The 16,806-nt window shown below is 65.5% G+C and carries 13 protein-coding genes; 11 read left to right on the forward strand and 2 right to left on the reverse strand.

The genetic code is table 11. The features are described from left to right. Positions 1–27: 27 nt before the first annotated feature. The 6 genes from BZF59_RS05605 to BZF59_RS16400 all read left to right on the forward strand — a co-directional run bounded on the left by BZF59_RS05605 (position 28) and on the right by BZF59_RS16400 (position 7,849). The gene (locus tag BZF59_RS05605; RefSeq protein ID WP_086607264.1) at positions 28–393 is read left to right on the forward strand and encodes a response regulator; all 366 of its coding nucleotides are present in this window, start codon (positions 28–30) and stop codon (positions 391–393) included. Next, entirely contained in the window at positions 390–1,550 is a 1,161-nt protein-coding gene (gene cheB, locus BZF59_RS05610) for a chemotaxis-specific protein-glutamate methyltransferase CheB (protein WP_245806040.1), read from the forward strand. The genes BZF59_RS05605 and cheB overlap by 4 nt, the downstream gene beginning before the upstream one ends. Before the next feature lie 5 nt (positions 1,551–1,555). After that, positions 1,556–2,413: a CheR family methyltransferase gene (locus BZF59_RS05615; protein ID WP_086607266.1), complete on the forward strand. Its 858-nt coding sequence runs from the start codon at positions 1,556–1,558 to the stop codon at positions 2,411–2,413. Between the two features lie 115 nt (positions 2,414–2,528). After that, positions 2,529–4,082: a putative bifunctional diguanylate cyclase/phosphodiesterase gene (locus BZF59_RS05620; protein ID WP_245806041.1), complete on the forward strand. Its 1,554-nt coding sequence runs from the start codon at positions 2,529–2,531 to the stop codon at positions 4,080–4,082. Then, positions 4,079–5,893: a methyl-accepting chemotaxis protein gene (locus BZF59_RS05625; protein WP_245806042.1), complete on the forward strand. Its 1,815-nt coding sequence runs from the start codon at positions 4,079–4,081 to the stop codon at positions 5,891–5,893. The genes BZF59_RS05620 and BZF59_RS05625 overlap by 4 nt, the downstream gene beginning before the upstream one ends. A gap of 96 nt (positions 5,894–5,989) precedes the next feature. Then, complete coding sequence (locus tag BZF59_RS16400; RefSeq protein WP_158094278.1) at positions 5,990–7,849, forward strand: methyl-accepting chemotaxis protein; 1,860 nt, start codon at positions 5,990–5,992, stop codon at positions 7,847–7,849. A 1-nt stretch (position 7,850) separates the two neighbouring features. Here the strand turns inward: BZF59_RS16400 and BZF59_RS05635 are convergent, their stop codons facing one another. Together BZF59_RS05635 and BZF59_RS05640 are read right to left on the reverse strand one after the other, a co-directional pair. Next, a complete protein-coding gene (locus BZF59_RS05635; protein ID WP_143738100.1) occupies positions 7,851–9,758 on the reverse strand; it encodes a hypothetical protein in 1,908 nt (635 codons plus the stop codon). A gap of 194 nt (positions 9,759–9,952) precedes the next feature. Then, positions 9,953–10,546: an HD domain-containing protein gene (locus tag BZF59_RS05640; RefSeq protein ID WP_245806043.1), complete on the reverse strand. Its 594-nt coding sequence runs from the start codon at positions 10,544–10,546 to the stop codon at positions 9,953–9,955. Positions 10,547–10,637: 91 nt separating this feature from the next. Between BZF59_RS05640 and BZF59_RS16015 the strand changes: the two genes are divergently transcribed. The 5 genes from BZF59_RS16015 (at position 10,638) to BZF59_RS05660 (ending at position 16,787) form a co-directional block, all read left to right on the forward strand. Further along, complete coding sequence (locus BZF59_RS16015) at positions 10,638–10,850, forward strand: hypothetical protein (protein ID WP_143738101.1); 213 nt, start codon at positions 10,638–10,640, stop codon at positions 10,848–10,850. A 72-nt stretch (positions 10,851–10,922) separates the two neighbouring features. Beyond that, positions 10,923–11,366: a hypothetical protein gene (locus BZF59_RS05645; protein ID WP_211277356.1), complete on the forward strand. Its 444-nt coding sequence runs from the start codon at positions 10,923–10,925 to the stop codon at positions 11,364–11,366. Next, positions 11,363–12,664 (forward strand): relaxase/mobilization nuclease domain-containing protein, encoded by a 1,302-nt coding sequence (locus tag BZF59_RS05650; RefSeq protein ID WP_143738102.1) that lies wholly within the window; start codon positions 11,363–11,365, stop codon positions 12,662–12,664. Before BZF59_RS05645 ends, BZF59_RS05650 begins: the two co-directional genes overlap by 4 nt. Before the next feature lie 17 nt (positions 12,665–12,681). Then, on the forward strand, positions 12,682–14,457 hold the full coding sequence (locus BZF59_RS05655) for a type IV secretory system conjugative DNA transfer family protein (protein ID WP_086607268.1): 1,776 nt from the start codon (positions 12,682–12,684) through the stop codon (positions 14,455–14,457). Between the two features lie 545 nt (positions 14,458–15,002). Continuing rightward, positions 15,003–16,787, forward strand: a complete 1,785-nt coding sequence (locus BZF59_RS05660) for a M23 family metallopeptidase (RefSeq protein WP_086607269.1) — start codon at positions 15,003–15,005, stop codon at positions 16,785–16,787. Positions 16,788–16,806: the final 19 nt, after the last annotated feature.

Genomic DNA, 16,806 nt, shown 5'->3' on the forward strand with positions numbered 1-16,806 from the left:
TTGGCCGCGCCAATCGCAGGAACGCCCATGAAAACATGCCTCATCGTCGATGATTCCCGCGTGATCCGGAAGGTGTCGCGGCATATCCTGGAAACGCTCGGCTTTGCCGTGGACGAGGCCGAGAACGGCAAGCTCGCGCTCGACGCCTGCGAGGCGGCGATGCCCGATGTGGTGCTGCTCGACTGGAACATGCCGGTAATGACGGGGATCGAATTCCTCGTCGCGCTGCGCCAGCGCCCCGGCGGAGACAAGCCCAAGGTGGTGTTCTGCACCACCGAAAACGACGTCGCCCACATCCGCGAGGCGATCAGCGCAGGCGCAGACGAATATGTGATGAAGCCCTTCGATCACGAAACGCTTCAGATCAAATTGCAGCTTGTCGGGTTTGCGTGACCCCTCCCCAATCCCTGCCGCGCACGGCCCCTGCTGCTGCGGCTGACACCGCCACCCGCCGGCCTTCCGCCCATGGCGGAGCGGCAGCCGCGATCCGGGTCATGATCGTCGACGATTCGCTGACGGTGCGCACCATCTTCAAGCGCATGGTCGAAAGCGATCCGGCGCTGGTCATCACCGGCACCGCCAGCAGCGCCGAGGGCGCGATTTCCCAGCTCTCCGCTGCGCCGGCCGATGTGGTTCTGCTCGATCTCGAAATGCCCGGGATCGGAGGCCTCGATGCGCTGCCCGCGATTCTGGCGACGCCGGGCGGGCCGCAGGTGCTGGTGGTTTCCTCGCTGACGATGGACGGGGCCGAACACACCATGGCCGCGCTCCAGATGGGGGCGGCCGATACGCTGCTGAAGCCGCGTCCGGGCGGCTTTACCGAAGACTATCGCGCCCAGCTGCTCGGCAAGATCCGTGCGCTCGGCACCCGCGGGGCCGATCAAGCCACCGCCCGCGTGCCCGAGCCGCCTGCGCCCAGCTTCGTGCGTCCCAGCCTTGCCCGCCGCACCACGCGGCCCGAGGTGGTGGCAATCGGCGCTTCGACCGGCGGGATCCACGCGCTCGGCCTGATGCTGCGGCGGTTGGGGCCCGAATGCGATGCGCCAATCCTGATCACCCAGCACCTGCCTGCCTCCTTCATGCCGGTCTTCGCGCGCCAGGTCGAAACCGCCTGCGCGCGCCCGACCGACATTGCCGAAGATGGCATGGCGCTGACGCCGGGCCGCATCCTGATCGCGCCGGGCCACGGCCATATCGTCGTTCAACGCAGCGGCGCGCGGCTGCTCGCGCGGATTTCGTCCGAACCCGCGCCCAGCGGGTGCCTGCCCTCGGTCGATCCGATGCTCACCAGCCTTGCCGAGGTGTGCGAAGGCCGTGCGCTCGGCGTGATCCTGTCGGGCATGGGGCGCGACGGCGTGGTCGGCGCGCAGGCGCTGGTCGCGGCGGGCGGCATGATCCTTGCGCAGGATGCCGATACCAGCGCGGTGTGGGGCATGCCCGGCGCGGTGGCGCGTGCGGGGCTCGCCAGCCTCGTCGCCTCGCCCGAACGGCTGGCCGATGCGGTGATGGCCAAGACCGGCGCGGTGCCTTCCGCCCTGCGGCAGGCGTAGCGGCGATGGATGTCAGCGAAGCCTCCTTCCAGATCATCGCCGATCTCCTCGAATCGCGCACCGGCCAGCACCTGACCGAAAGCCGCCGCTGGCGCGTCAATTCGGCGCTCGCGGGGATTTTCCGCACGCACGGGATCAGCAATATCGACCAGCTGGTGTGCCTGCTCGCCGCCCCGCCGCGCGGGCTCGACGGCCCTGACCTCGCGCAGGAGGTGGTCGAGGCGCTGCTCAACAACGAGACCTATTTCTTCCGCGACAAGCCGACCTTCGACCAGCTGCCCGGCGAGATCCTGCCCGAGCTCGCCCAGCGCCGCCAGGGCGCGCGGCGGCTGTCGATCTGGTCGGCAGGCTGCTCGACCGGGCAGGAGGTCTATTCGCTCGCCATGCTGTTCATCGAACAGGCCGAGCGCTGGCAGGGCTGGACGATCGACATTCTCGGCACCGACGTGTCGCACCGCGCGATCGAGGCGGCGCGCAGCGGGCTCTACAGCCAGTTCGAGGTGCAGCGCGGGCTGGGCGTGACTCAGATGCTGCGTCATTTCGCGGAAACCGAGCGCGGCTGGCAGGTCAGCCCCGACGTGCGGCGGATGGTTCGCTTCCAGCAGCACAATATCCTGCGCGCGCATCCCGGGCGGATGGCCTTTGACCTCGTATTGTGCCGCAATGTGCTGCTCTATTTCGACCGGCGCACCCGCGCGGAGGCCTTTGACCGGCTGGCGCAGGCCGTGCTGCCCGACGGGTTTCTGATGCTGGGCGCGGGCGAGACCGTGGTCGGCCACACCGAACGCTTCGTGCCGACCTCGCGCCGGGCGAGCTTTTTCGAGCCTCCGTCATCCAGCGCGGCGCTCCAGAAAATCGCGTGATTTCGTGCGTCTCGCGCGCTTCGCGGGCGGGCGGCTTTACCCTTCCTTAGCCGCTGGCGTTTAGCACGTTTGATCAAAGGCGCGGGTCATGCGCGCCCATCGGGACAGCGTACGAGTGATAAAGACCAAGCACCCCCTGCGACTGACGCCTGTCGGGCTGGTGGTCATCCCGATCGGGGTGGCCAGCCTGATGACCGGCGCTCTGATGCTCGCGGTCAGCTTCAGCGACCATCTGGCGATCGGATCGCCGGCTGCGCTGATGATCTCGGCGATTCTGATCTATGCCGCGACGCTGTTCTTCCTCGGCCGCAGCGGCATTGTCACCATTCGCGGGCTGGATCAGCGCGCGCACCGCGACATGCTCACCGGCCTGCCCAACCGCCATGCCTTACACGAAGACATCCTCAACGCCTCGCGCGGGGACGAGGAAGTGGCGCTGGCGATGATCGATCTCGACAGTTTCAAGCAGGTCAACGACCACTATGGCCACGCCGTTGGCGACCAGCTGATCGCCCAATGCGCCGATCTGCTGCGCGAAGTCTGCGGCGACGAAGTCACCTGCTACCGCCTCGGCGGGGACGAATTTGCCGCGGTGATGCATGGCAAGGTGGCGGGCACCATCCTCGAAGGTATCTGCCGCACCTTGCTCGAACGGCTCGGAAGCCCGATGCCGCTCGGCCACCGTCAGATCGCGGTCGGCGCGAGCATCGGGCTCGCCCGCTCGACCGCCGACCTGCGGGTGCCGTCGTCCGAGATGCTGCGCCGCGCCGACGTGGCGATGGACATGTCCAAGCGCGGCGGCAAGATGCGCTGCACCTGGTTCAACGAAAGCTTCGACCGCCGCCGCGAGCGCGTGCGCGAGATCGAGGACGAGATCCGCACCGGCATCGCCGCGGGCGAATTCCACCTCGCCTATCAGCCGCTGGTCGGGGCTGAAAGCAAGCGCATCGTCGCGGTCGAGGCGCTGCTGCGCTGGGATCGCGGCAATCGCGCAGCCCTCGGGCCCAATATCTTCATTCCCGTCGCCGAGGATTCGGGTCTCATCAACCCGCTCGGCATGTGGGTGCTGCGTCAGGCCGTGTGCGACGCCAGCCGCTGGGACGACATCACGCTGTCGGTCAACATCTCGGCGGCGCAGCTGCGCAATGCCGAATTCCCGATCAAGCTGGGCGAGGTGCTGGAGGAAACCGGCTTCCCGCCGCACCGGCTCGAACTCGAAGTGACCGAGACCTGCCTCGTGCTCGATCCGATCGTGGCCGAGCGCACGCTGGGCGTGATCCGCAGCTTCGGCGTGCGCATCGCGCTCGATGATTTCGGCACCGGATATGCCTCGATCGGCTTCCTGCGGCGCTTTCGCTTCGAAAAGCTCAAGCTCGATCGCAGCCTTGTCGAACTGGCGGGCGTGGACGACGGCAGCCGGGCGATGATGCTGTCGAGCATCGCGCTCGCCCGCGCGCTCGACATGGGGGTGACCGCCGAAGGCGTCGAGACCGAGGAACAGGCCGAACTGGTGCGGCTCGCCGGGTGCGACCAGATTCAGGGCTGGCTCTATTACAAGGCCCTGCCCGCTGCCGAAATCGACCGGCTGATGGCCGAACAGAACCACCGCCTCGCAAGCTCTGCCGGGCACGGGCACAAACGCGGGCATGGGGACGAACAGGCAGCATGAGCGCGCTATCCGACATTGCTCTCAACCTCGAAGCCGAAGCCGCAGCCGAGGTGCACGGGCCTGCCCCCGCCCCGGCCAGCCAGCCCGCGCGCCTGCGCGCGTGGTTCGACCGGCTGAGCATCGGCGGCAAGATCACGCTGTTCTTCAGCGCCAATCTTGCCTTCGCGCTGCTCGCCGGGCTGTTCGTGGTCGGCGGCTATGTCGAACTGGGCAAGCGGACGGAACAGATTGGCACCACCCATTCCGCCGCGCTCGAGGCCGAGCGCCTGCTGGTGCAGCTGAGCGAAAGCCAGCGCCATGCCGAAATGCTGACGGTCCAGGGCGGCGACCGGCGCGCGCGCGCCGCCAGCGAGGCGCTCGATCAGGCTGCCGTGACAGTCGCTGCGCTGGGCCAGGCGGTCGGCGATGGCAACGCCAAGGCCGACGCGCAGCTTGCGCGGATCCGCGAAGGCGTGACCGATCTCAGCCGTCAGGTTGCCGCCTTCGACGCCGAAACCGCCGACCCGGTACGCCGTCAGCGCATGGCGCGCGAGATCGCGGCCACCAGCGGCTCTGTCCTGACCGCCGGCACCGCGCTGGCGGCGCAATTGGGGGCAGAGGTCGACACCGCCTCAGCCGCAGGCGAAGCGCTGATCTCGCAGCTTCTGGTGATGTGGATCGCGCTGGCCACGGTGCTGACGCTCATCACCCTGTTTGCGCAGCGCTATTTCCACCGCAATGTCGGCGCGGTCCTGACCGCGATGGCGCGTCAGATGACCCGCATCGCGGCGGGAGAGCGCGATGTCGCGATCAGCGGCAAGACCCGCGCCGACGAGATCGGCGAAATGGCTCGCGCCACCGAAGTGTTCCATCGTGCCGGGGTGCGGCTTGAAAAGCTGAGCCGCGAACGGGCCGAACGCGCGCGTGCCGAGCTCGACGAACAGTCCCGCCAGCAGGGCTTGCGCGAAGAGGCGCAGCTCGAGCGCGACAGGGTGCTGGCCGGGATCGCCGACCAGTTCGAAACCACCGTCGGCGAGGTCGTCACCGGCCTTGTCGCCGCCTCCAGCCAGCTGCAATCCACCTCCAGCCTGATGGCGACCACCGCCGCCGACGCCAGCAACCGCACGGGCGAAGCGGCCAGCGCGATGCAGGAAGCCACCTACGGCGCCAGCGCGGCCGCGGCGGCGAGCGACGAATTCGCCATGTCGATCGGCGAGATCAGCCGGCAGGCAGCCTCATCGGCGCAACTGGCGCGCGAGGCGAGCCTGTCTGCCCGCAAGGCCGACAGCACGATCGGCGCGCTTGCCCTGTCGGCCGACGAGGTGGGCCAGATCGTCGAACTGATCAGCACCATCGCCAAGCGCACCAACCTGCTCGCCCTCAATGCCAGCATCGAAGCGGCGCGCGGCGGCGAGGCCGGGCGCGGCTTCGCGGTGGTGGCGAGCGAGGTCAAGGAACTCGCCAACCAGACCGCCCGCGCCACCGAACAGGTCGCAGCGCAGATCCGCGCGATGCAGGACACCACCGGCGCCAGCGTCAGCGCGCTGCGCGACATCGCCAGCCAGATCGAAAGCCTCGAGACCACCGCCATTGCCATCGCCAGCGCGGTCGATCAGCAATCGGTGGCGGGCCATGATCTGGCGCGCAGCATCGATCTCGCCGCACGCGGCACCGAAAAGGTCGCGGGCCATGTCGAGGATGTGCGCGCGCTGTCGCTCTCGACCGGGGCTGCCGCCAGTCAGGTGCTCTCCAGCGCCACCAGCCTCGAAGGTCAGGCCACCACTTTGCGCACGCAGGTGCAGGACTTCCTCTCCCGCGTGCGCGGCGGCTGACGACCGGGCTTTCCCGCTGCCGATCCTCTCTCGGTCAAACTTTTGGAAAGGATTATCCTTCACAAAAGCTTTCAGAGAGACCCCGGGGATCGCAGCATGAACATGATGAGCCTGCAAGAACGCCGCGAAGAACAGGCCGTGCCTGACTTTGTCCGCCAGATGCAGATGGAAGAGAGCATCGATCCGGTCGATCCGGGCGAGCCCCCCGCCCCGCCGACGCGCAGCTCGGTGCTGGAGCGGATGAGCTGGTTCCGCGACCTGCCGCTGGCGCGCAAGATCAACACCGTGTTCGGCACTTTCCTGGCTGTCGGGTTGCTGATGGTGCTGGTGCTGGGCCTTGGCCTTGGCGAATTGTGGAACCGCTACAACGCCTCGGCGGGTTTGCAGCAGTCGCTGGTCGCCGCCGAAACACTGCAAGCGCGCAGCGGCGACCTGCGCTACCATTCGGTACGGGTGCTTTATGATCGCGGGGCCGAGCTACGCGAACGGCAACGCGGCAGCGAAAATGCGGCCGGCGCGCAGCTCGCATCGGTCGAGGCTGCGCTGGGCCGGCAGGCGCCCGAACTCGCTCCGCAAACCGCAGCTGTGCGCGCCGAACTCACCCGGTTCGAAACCACCTTCGCGCGCGCCAGTGATGCCGTGCGCGCAGGCGGCAGCGCCAATGCCGCCGCCGCCGATGTCGCCGCACAGGGCGATGCCCTGATCGCCGCAGCCACGCGCCTGTCGGCCGATCTTGCCGCCTATAGCGAGACCCGCGAAGCGAGCGGGATTGCCTATTTCTTCAACATGATCCTGATCATCGCCGCGCTGGCCATTCTGGGTGCGGCGGTGCTGCTGATGGGCCTCGCCTATCTGTCGCGCGACTTCTCCGCGCGGATCGTCGAGATCACCGGGGCGATGACCCGGCTGGCCGACGGCGACCGCAATTTCACCATCGCCGGGCAGGAGCGTCAGGACGAGATCGGCGCAATGGTCCGCGCGCTCGACCTGTTCAAGCGCGCCAGCAGGCGGATGGAAAGCTGGGCGCGCGAGCGTTCGGAAAAGGCCGAGCAGGAATTGCAATTGCAGCAGGAGCGCGAGCGCGAGCGGCTGGAGGCCGAGGCCAAGCGCGCGGCGCTGCTCGACGATGTGGCGCGCCAGTTCGAGCGCACCGTCGGCGACGTGGTGAGCGGCGTGGCCGCGGCATCGAGCCAGCTCCACACCACCGCCACCCGCATGGCCCAAAGCGCCGAGGAAGCCAGCCGCCGCACCGGCGAAGTCGCGTCCTCGATGGAAGAGGCCAATGCCGGGGCTACGGCTGCCGCCGCCGCAAGCGACGAATTCGCGCTCTCGATCAGCGAGATCAGCCGTCAGGCGGCCTCCTCCAGCGAACTGGCGCGCCTCGCCACGGTCGCCACCGGCGAGGCGGACGAGACGATCTCGGCCCTCGCCGCTTCAGCCGAGGAAGTCGGCCAGATCGTCGAGCTGATCCAGACCATCGCCCAGCGCACCAACCTGCTGGCGCTGAATGCCTCGATCGAAGCCGCCCGCGGCGGCGAGGCGGGGCGCGGCTTTGCGGTCGTCGCCAGCGAGGTCAAGGAGCTCGCGATGCAGACCAGCCGCGCGACCGAGAAGGTCGCCGAACAGATCCGCGCGATGCAGTCCACCACCGGCGCCAGCGTCAAGGCACTGCGGGCGATTGCCGGGCAGGTGCAGGATCTCGAGTCCACCGCCGTCTCGATCGCCACGGCGGTCGACCAGCAATCGGTCGCAGGCCGCGATCTGGCCCAGAGCATCGACCTCGCCGCACGCGGCACCGAGAAGGTCAGCGCGCATATCGAAGACGTGCGCCAGCTGTCGCTCTCCACGGGCGCGGCGGCCTCGCAGGTGCTGCTCAGCGCCAACGAGCTGGAAGCCCAGGCCAGCCACTTGGGCGATCAGGTGCGCGGCTTCCTGCGGACCGTGCGGGCGGGTTAGATTACTCCGGCTTGGCGTGCCAGAAGGCACGGTTGATCACGCTTTGCAGCAGATTGGCCAGCATGATCAGGCCGAACAATAGCACGGCATAGGTGGTGCCGGTCTCCACAAGCTTCGGAGCAGCGGCAGGCCATGACCAGATCATCAAAATGATGCCCAAGGCCAGCGACGTGGCACCGGCGGCAATCTGCGCCGTAGCAAGCCGCATCAGCCGCTTCGCATGGGGCGTGTCCTTCGCCAGCGCAGCGAGGCGGTGATCGGCCCAGGTCTCTCCGATCCAACGCAGATGGCCGGTCAGATAAAGGATCAGCAAGGCCCCAGCCGCCACCGCAGGCATCAGTCGCAACGCGAAGCGCGCATAGTCCCGCCAGCCTGCCTCGCTCGACGCCACCTCGCCGAAAATCCGCCATTCCTCCGGCGCGAAGGGGATCACCACCGCTGCGATCACCACCGCGCCCGCCGCCCACAGCAGCATAGTGAGCGCCAACGCCTGCCCGATCATGGTCAGGTAATCGGGCACCCCCGGCACATAGCGCGTCCCGAACGGTGGCGACGGATCATCGGCGGGCTCAGGCGCGCGGGCTGCGGTCAACCACGCGATGACCGCCTTGTAATAATCCGCGCGCGTGTTGTCCCATGGCCTCGGCACCTGCCAATATTGCACATGCGCCAGGCCGAACAGTTGGCGGCCCGTGCGCCGGACATTGTGCAGGCGCGGCAGGTTGGTGCCCGGCGGTGTGCCCTCAGGCTCGGCAAAGCGGTCGATGGCGCCGGCGACGGGATCGGTGTTCGCTACCAGATTGACCCAGGCGCAATCGGCGAAGATTTGGCGCTCCGGCCCGGCATCGCGCGGCTGGGTCTCGAAGGCGACGATGCGCGGCCACAGCGCGGCAAACTTGTCGAGCGGACTGCCATAGGTCACCAGTCCGCGCAGCCGCGCAAACAGCGCCGGGCGATTGATGCAATCGCGCTTGCCCAGCCAACCGGGGCGCGCGGGCATCATGCTCTCGATATCCTCGCGCAAGGGGCAGTCGGGATCGGTGGTGAGTGCATCGGGGAGCGCCTCCCACACCGCCCGGGGCAGATAGTTGGGCAGCGTATGCCCGATCTCGCCAATCCCGTTAAAGGCCACCACCGAGCCAAGACTGTGCGCCATGATATACCAGCGCGAGTGCGGGCGGGCCGCCATCGCCACCATCTCCGCCACCATCCGCCGCCGGATCGCGACGCGGCGCGGGTGTCCGGGATCGGAAGGTAGCCCCTGACCCGGCCGCGCGCGCTCCTCATAGGCCTGCACATCGCCGAGATACTGCACCAGCAGCGAGGGCGAGGTGCTCACATCGCCGAGCGTCCCGGCCACCTTCTTGAACAGCGACCATGACAGCACCGTCAGCACCGCCACCAGTCCCGCCCAGGCGAGGCCGAAGCGGGTGAGCAGCTGGTGGCCCAGCTGACCCCCGACCGAGCGCGGCATGGCCACAGCAGGGCGGCGCGGCCGGGGACGAGAGGGGCTATCCTTGTCGAGGGAATCGAGGCCCGAGGCATCGCGATCGAGATAGATCGGCGCGCCCCACTGCCCCAGCCCCCAGATCCAGAACCGCACGCTGTCGATCAGCCCGCTGCGATGGCCAAGATCGGCCCACCACACCTCGTGGCAGTGAAAGTCGATCCCCTGCGCGGGCTGGTTGCGATAGCGCAGGCTGACGGTGATCGGGGCGGGATCATCAAGCCGCGGCTGGCCGGGCGGGCGTTGCCAGTGATCGGTGCGATCAACAACGGAAACGCTTGCCGTCTCCCCGCCGTAGCGCCGCAGCAGTTCCGCCAGTTCGACCACCGACTGGCGCAAATGGGCCCAGCGCGCCTGCTCGCCTATCCCGTGGACGAACAGCAGCCCGACGGATTCTGCCACGGGCGGCGGCGACACGGGGCGGTCAGCCGTCATGGCCAGTTCGCTCGCACACGCATGTCATGCGGCAGTCTGTGTCGGTGAAGATACTGGCTCATCCCACCCCCCGGTTTGCGTGCGGGGATGATGACACAGCTTTACTGGAGCGGACAAATCAAAACGGCGTTTTCGGGAGCATGTGGCGCATCGTGAGCAGGCTAGCTGCGGGCGGCGAGTTCCTCCATCTCGCTGACCTCGCGGGCAAAGCGTTCGGCGGCGAGGCCCGGGGCGTGGACGCGGAACGCTTCGGAGAGGGCGCGGTAATACCACAAGACCTGGTCGCGGTCGGCAGTGAAGCGCTCCCACACCGCCGCTCCGACGGCGCGCAGATCGGCGTTGATTGCGCTGGCATTATGGGTCTTGTCGGCGAGACTGACCGCAAGGCTGCGGGCGGGCTTGTGGGCGAGGCTGGCGATATAGGCTTCCTTGCGCGGGCGCCATGCCGGCTTCTCGGCCTCATGGCTGTCCGTGCAATCGGCGACGATCGCTGCGACGCCCTCACCGAAGCGGCGCCGGATTTCCTTGAGCTGCGCGAGCCCGCCCTGATCCTCGACCGCATCGTGGAGCAGCGCGGCAATCGCCTGATCCTCGTCCGCCCCGTTCTCGAGCGCGATCGCCGCCACTGCGAGCAGGTGGGAGACATAGGGCACGCCCGAACCCTTGCGGATCTGGGTGCGGTGGAGGCGACTGGCGTAGGCGAGCGCTTCGTCGAAGCGGTCGGTGAGGATGGGAGTGCTTGTCTGGTCGCTCATTGCCTGTCCTTTCATGGCTCGACCAACACCGCCCGCGGGAAACGCCGATCGCGCCCGGCAGCGAGGCTGCGGGCGTGAGGGGGATTGATCTGTGTGGGTTTTGACGGTGGTTGCGGGAGCTGACCCACGTCATAACCCTGATATTCAGGGGTTGCAGGGCAAGATGGTTGCGGGGGCTAACCCGCAACAGGCCCTGCCCCCTGAAAAACGTCAGGATTCGCTAGGGGCGCACGCCCGCAACCCTTTCAACCTGCTGTTCAACGCCTACGACATCACGGACGTCCGCAAGAAATCCGCTCTCTGATCGGCTTGACCGTTCAGAGCGCAATGGCGCGAATGATCCTCAGTGGTGTTGCGGGCCGAAAGGCAGCAACCCATGGCACGTGGGAAGAACGGCAAGCGAGACGCACCCTTCTCGCTTCGCCTGACATTCGAAGAGCGGGCGCGGATCGAAGCGCAAGCGGGCGAGATGCCCGTGGGCGCATACATCAAATCCCTGCTGCTGGCAGAGGATGCACCGAAGTACCGCAAGCGCCGCAAGCTGCCGGTGGAGAACCGCGAGTTACTGGCCCAGGTGCTGGCCTGCCTCGGGGCAAGCCGTCTGGCGAGCAATCTCAATCAGCTCGCCAAGGCGACGAACGTCGGCAACTTCTATTTTGATCACGATACGAAGCGGTCGATCAAACAGGTCTGCGATGATGTTCGGGCCATGCGCATTCTACTCATGCGCGCCTTGGGTCAGAATACCGATGAGCCCAAGCCTGCGGAATCGCCCTCGCAAAGTTTCGCGCGCGCCAAGGCGCCGAGGCTGCGGTCATGATCTTGAAGGGCTCTCAGCGCGCTGGCGGTGCGCAGCTTGCCGGGCACCTGCTCAATGAGCGGGACAATGATCACGTCACGCTCGGAGAGATACGCGGTTTCGCTGCCGATGATCTGCACGGCGCGTTCAAGGAAGCGCAAGCGGTCGCCTCTGGCACGCGCTGCAAGCAATATCTGTTCTCGCTGAGCCTGAATCCGCCGATTGGCGCGGATGTATCGGAACGCGATTTTGAGCGCGTGGCGGATGCGGCTGAGAAGGCTCTCGGCCTTGAAGGCCAGCCGCGGGCCATCGTCTTTCATGAGAAGGAAGGCAGGCGACATGCGCATGTCGTCTGGTCGCGCATCGATCCGAATGAGATGCGCGCGATCAATCTCGCGCATTTCAAGAACAAGCTGACCGCGCTCTCGCGCGAACTCTACCTCGAACATGGCTGGCAATTGCCAAACGGCCTTAAGCCGGACGGGCTGCGCAACCCGCTCAATTTCTCCTTGGACGAATGGCAGTGCGCCAAGCGCGAAGGCGTCGATCCGCGTGAGATCAAAGCAGCATTTCGGGATGCTTGGAACCGCTCGGATAACAGACAGGCATTCGCCAATGCGCTCGCCGAATACGGCTATTTCCTCGCGCAAGGTGATCGGCGCGGCTTTGTCGCGGTTGATCTGGGTGGCAATATCCATGCGGTCGCGCGCGCAGCGGGCGTCAAAGCCAAAGACGTGGCCGTCAAGCTCGGTGATCCGGCGGCGCTGCCGCCGGTGGGTAAGCTTGCCGAAGAGTTGGCCATGCGTCAGAGCGACCAGCTCAAGCGCTTCATCGGCGAGGTCAAGGCGCGCCATGCGCAGCAATTAGCGCCACTCGAAGCGTCGCGCGCGCAGATGCGCGGCGTGCACAAAACCGAGCGCGCGCGCCTCAAGGCCAAACAGGAAGAGCGCTGGCAGGCCGAGACCGAAGAACGCGCAAAGCGCGTACGCACAGGTTTTGCCGGACTTGTCGACAGGCTGACAGGCAAGGCCAGAGCCATCAAAGAGCAAAACCGGCTGGAGGCCTATGAAGGCCTGCGCCGGGATCAGCGTCAGCGTGATCGGCTGATCAGCGACCAGATGGTCGAGCGCCGCGCGCTCCAATCCCAATTCACCGAATTGCGCCAACGGCAAAAGCAGGACCGCCGCGTCCTTGCCCGCGATGTGATGTCCGCATTGCGCCAGTCCGAGCGCCTCAAAGCTGCACGGGAAAGGGACAACAATCCACGTCCCGATCCTGCGCACCCACGCCGCAAGCGCGGCATTTCCCTCGACCGCTAGAATGAAGGAATGGTCCAATGAACTTGGATACGAAAACGCCTGACTGGAAACTCGTTGCTGGTGCGGGAGCCGGTAGTCTCATCATCATCAAGCTCATCATGATGGGCATCGAGAGCTTTGCCATCGGCACGATGCAGATGATGATGATCGCCATGGCGGGAGCCTTGGGCTTTTTCCTCGGCTGGTTTGGCTCGCCGCAAGCCAGGCCGTTTCGCATCGCGATGATGGTGATCATCGCAGGGCTGCTGCTGCTGATGGGCATCGGCGATGCCGGTCCTGCCGGTGTCAGCATCACCAGCATGTATGCCTTTGCCGCTTTCATTGTCGGACTGCTGTATTGGGTTGGTGGTGTGGTGCGTGCCTTTGCCACGCCGCCCACCACCTTCGGCTCTGCTGAGTGGGCAACGCTGCCTTACCTCGAAGACAAGGGGATCATCGGCGAGACCGGCATTCGGCTTGGTGTGTTTCCTGCCGGTGTTGGTGATGATGATCGGCACCGCCCCATCCACTATGCCAGTGATCGGCACCTTCTGACGATTGCCCCGACCCGCTCGGGCAAAGGCACCACCGCAATCATTCCGAACTTGCTGACCTATCAAGGCTCGGCGCTCGTGATCGATCCGAAGGGCGAGAACGCGATGATCACCGCCGCGCGGCGCGAGGCAATGGGGCAAGACGTCTATGTCGTCGATCCGTGGATGATCACCACCAGCAGCAGCATCGCGCGCTTCAACCCGCTCGACTGGCTGGAAGCGGGCGATATCGACATCACCGAGAATGCGATGCTTCTGGCCGATGCTTTGGTGGTGCCTGATGGCAGCGGCGAAAGCTTCTGGATGGAAGAAGCCAAGGCGCTGCTCCAAGGCATCATCCTCTATGTCGCGACTGACTCACGGGAAGCGGGCAACCGGCATCTGGGCCGGGTGCGCGATCTGCTGCTGCTCGATGGCGATGACATGAAGCTGCTGTTCGAGCGCATGTTGGAATCGCATCATCACATCGTGATCAGCACGGGCGCGCGGTGTCTGCAAAAAGAAGAAAAGCTGCTCGCCAATGTCGTGGCCTCGGCACAGGCGCAAACGCACTTTCTCGATAGCGCGCGCATCCGTGATAGCCTCGCATCCTCGGACTTCAAGTTCGAGGATCTGAAGGGAAAGGCCATGACGATCTATCTGGTCCTGCCATCTGACCGGCTGAATGCCTTCTCGCGCTGGCTGCGCTTGCTTATCCAGCAAGCGATCACGGTCAATGCGCGCAACATCGCCATCAAGCCCGAAAAGCCAGTCCTCTTCCTGCTCGATGAAATGCCCGCCCTCGGTCGTCTCACCATGGTCGAACAGGCGTTCGGTCTGATGGCAGGCTTTGGCATTCAGCTCTGGGGCATCGTTCAGGATGTGAGCCAGCTCAAGGGCATCTATGGCGACGGCTGGGAGACGTTCATCGGCAATAGCGGCATGATCCAGTACTTCGGGAGCCGTGACCGCATGACGGCCGACTATTTCTCGGCGCTTTGCGGTGTGACGACGGTGTGGAACTTGTCGAGCGCGATCGCGCGGGCCTTCAGCTCCAGCTCGGGCCAGGGCGGCATGTCCTCAAGCAGCTCAACCACCACCACCGAGACGACGTCGGCGAGTCAGCGCCAGCTCGCCTATGCCGACGAGCTGATGCGCATGCATGAAACCAAAGAGCTGATCCTGATTGAGAACCTCAATCCGATCATCGGCACCAAGGTGCGGTGGTTTGAGGATGACGGCCTCAAAGCCCTTGGGCGCAACCTGCACGACGGCAATTGACCGATCACCAGCAAGGGGAAAAACGATGCCGGACCGGCAACCGCCCAAACTGTCCGCCCGGGAAACCGGGCGGACTTCTTTTACCAAGAGCGATCTTCAACAGGCAAAGCCTAGCTTGAGCCTGAGCAAGGACCGAACCAGTTTCAGTGCAGCGGAGCTCAAGCGGGATATGCCGTTGCGCGATCAGGACAATGTGCAGATGCGCCCCAAACCGCGCGGGATAACCCTAGACAACCCGCGCTTGGCCCCGCCCGGAATGAGCGGGATCAAGACCGGTGATCGGGCGATAGGGCTAGCCCGATCATCTGCCCTATCAGACAATCGACCGCCCGCCCGACCGACCCTCAAGAAAGAGCCGGGCAATGGGGCAAGCATCCAGCCGCAGGATTGTTGCGACGAATATGCGATGTTGAGACTTAGGTCTCTCCTACTTACTCGTGGATCTAACGGCATAACCAACCAGCGCTTTAACTAGCGGACACTCCCTGCTTTTCAATTCCACCCAATGCTTTAACGTAGTGCAGATATTCGATTCGGGGGTTCGAATGCCGGGTGACGATTGGGATTTGAGTGACTCGGACTTTCAATTCTTTCCGGATGGGAAGTACCCGGTCCAACTGAAGCATGGCTTCGATCCGGCCTATCATGGCGAGTATCGCGGCTTCTACCCGGAAGATACGACGAAAAGCGTGGCGCAGCAGTGGCGGCCCGAATCCAGCCGTTTCGATGGACGGACGCCCCCGCACGGGGCGCTAGACATCTATGCCCCCTTTGCCCCGCACCCGTTGGAAACCCCGGTCTGCGCAGTGGCTGATGGGGATTTGGTGTGCCGGGTCGGCGATGTCTCCCCAAACGGGGTCTGGAACCGGGCAGAAATTCATTTCGGCAAGCACCAGAAGTATTCCTATGGCCACCTGTCACGCTTCGAAGGGCGCAACCGCAAAGGCGTGAAACGCGGCGAGGTGATCGGCTATGCCGGATGCACTGGCAACGCCGACACGCAGCAGGAATGCAGCAAGTGCGGCGAATGCCGGGTCAATTCCGGCCACGTGCACCTGATCGAATTCAAGGACACGCACATTCAGCCGCCGACCAAAGTCAATCCGCTGATCAGTACCGGGCTGAAGCTGCGTTACGGCGCGGGAGACGATAGCAAGACCATCGACTGCAAAGATCTGGTGAAGCCGGTCGGGTCCGGGCGTCCCGACGTGTGGATGCCGCCAGGACCAAGCGGAAACCAGCCCCGCCTCATAAGCGAAACGGTAACCGTGCCATTGCGCGCTGGGGACAAGGGCGGCAAGGCCGTGCGCACACCGCTGGCCAAGCCGTTTCAGCACCTGGAATTTGCCGACACCAAGTTGCTGGAAAGCTCGCGCGACTTCTACGCCCTTTGCGATTTGCGACGTAGCCGGGCTGCCGACGCCAAAAGCCCGCTGGGCAAGTTCCTGGAGACACGCAGGGCCGCCGCGCTTGACCTGCTGACGATCGGCGGCACATCCATGTTGGGGGAGCTCAAGGGCCGCGTGCTGAAGGCGGACAGAACCGTGATCGGGCTGGAAGCCGCAGACCCCGACACGCAAGTGGCCGAATGGGTGATGCGCCACCTTTCCTATCTTAACCAGATGCTGTGGGTAGCATTCGGCGGTCCGGCCCTGAACGCCTATGCCACCAACGTCGCAGGCACGAGCGGGGGCGATCGCTACAAGATGTCAGGCGCGCTTGGGACCACCGAGCTGGCGCTGGCGGACAAGGCTTTGCTGGAATGTGGCGGCGGGCTCGGCGGCAGCGCCTGGCTGAGCGCGTCCTCACCCTACGCGCGCACGGCGATCCATCGCAGCTGGATCGACCTGGAGGCGAGCGACGGGAAGGTGGAGGAGAAATGGGTCTACGCGGTCTCCTTCGGAGCGGGTAGCCTGATGCACGCGACCGTGTCGCACAGCATGGCCGACTATCGCTTTGGCGGCACCAAAACGGGGCAGGAGATGGAGGAGCGGATTGACGACCATATCTCCGCCCTGCGGCAGACGGCTGCAAGTGTGGTCGATGTCAATCACCGGATCATGCTGCATTCCGTGGCACTGTCGGGGACCGGCGGGGAAGAAGCACAGCACCTCGCCCTTGCCGAATTGCGACCCCTAATCCAGTCGGCCGTGGATCGCCTGCTTGATTGCGCGCTAGCCGACCTTGCCTTTGCGCAGGCCCTGCTAGACCGCCTGATCGTCGGCAACCGGGTGCTGTTCGCAGAATTCTGCAAGTTGGCAAACAAGGGAGAGAAAGACACGCCGTTCTCGCCCACGCTCTACACCGTTACGCTTGACGTACCGGCGTAGGGCGATGGCGCAGGGGGCA

Origin of the sequence: Erythrobacter donghaensis, from assembly GCF_002155425.1 — a bacterium.
GTDB lineage: Bacteria > Pseudomonadota > Alphaproteobacteria > Sphingomonadales > Sphingomonadaceae > Erythrobacter > Erythrobacter donghaensis.

Bases quoted from the DNA above. Each gene is read 5' to 3' on its own strand.
- BZF59_RS05625 (WP_245806042.1), top strand. From the start codon at position 4,079: ATGAGCGCGCTATCCGACATTGCTCTCAACCTCGAAGCCGAAGCCGCA.
- BZF59_RS05645 (WP_211277356.1), top strand. From the start codon at position 10,923: ATGGCACGTGGGAAGAACGGCAAGCGAGACGCACCCTTCTCGCTTCGC.
- BZF59_RS16400 (WP_158094278.1), top strand. From the start codon at position 5,990: ATGAACATGATGAGCCTGCAAGAACGCCGCGAAGAACAGGCCGTGCCT.
- BZF59_RS05655 (WP_086607268.1), top strand. From the start codon at position 12,682: ATGAACTTGGATACGAAAACGCCTGACTGGAAACTCGTTGCTGGTGCG.
- BZF59_RS05605 (WP_086607264.1), top strand. From the start codon at position 28: ATGAAAACATGCCTCATCGTCGATGATTCCCGCGTGATCCGGAAGGTG.
- BZF59_RS05650 (WP_143738102.1), top strand. From the start codon at position 11,363: ATGATCTTGAAGGGCTCTCAGCGCGCTGGCGGTGCGCAGCTTGCCGGG.
- BZF59_RS05660 (WP_086607269.1), top strand. From the start codon at position 15,003: ATGCCGGGTGACGATTGGGATTTGAGTGACTCGGACTTTCAATTCTTT.
- BZF59_RS05640 (WP_245806043.1), bottom strand. From the start codon at position 10,546: ATGAGCGACCAGACAAGCACTCCCATCCTCACCGACCGCTTCGACGAA.
- BZF59_RS05615 (WP_086607266.1), top strand. From the start codon at position 1,556: ATGGATGTCAGCGAAGCCTCCTTCCAGATCATCGCCGATCTCCTCGAA.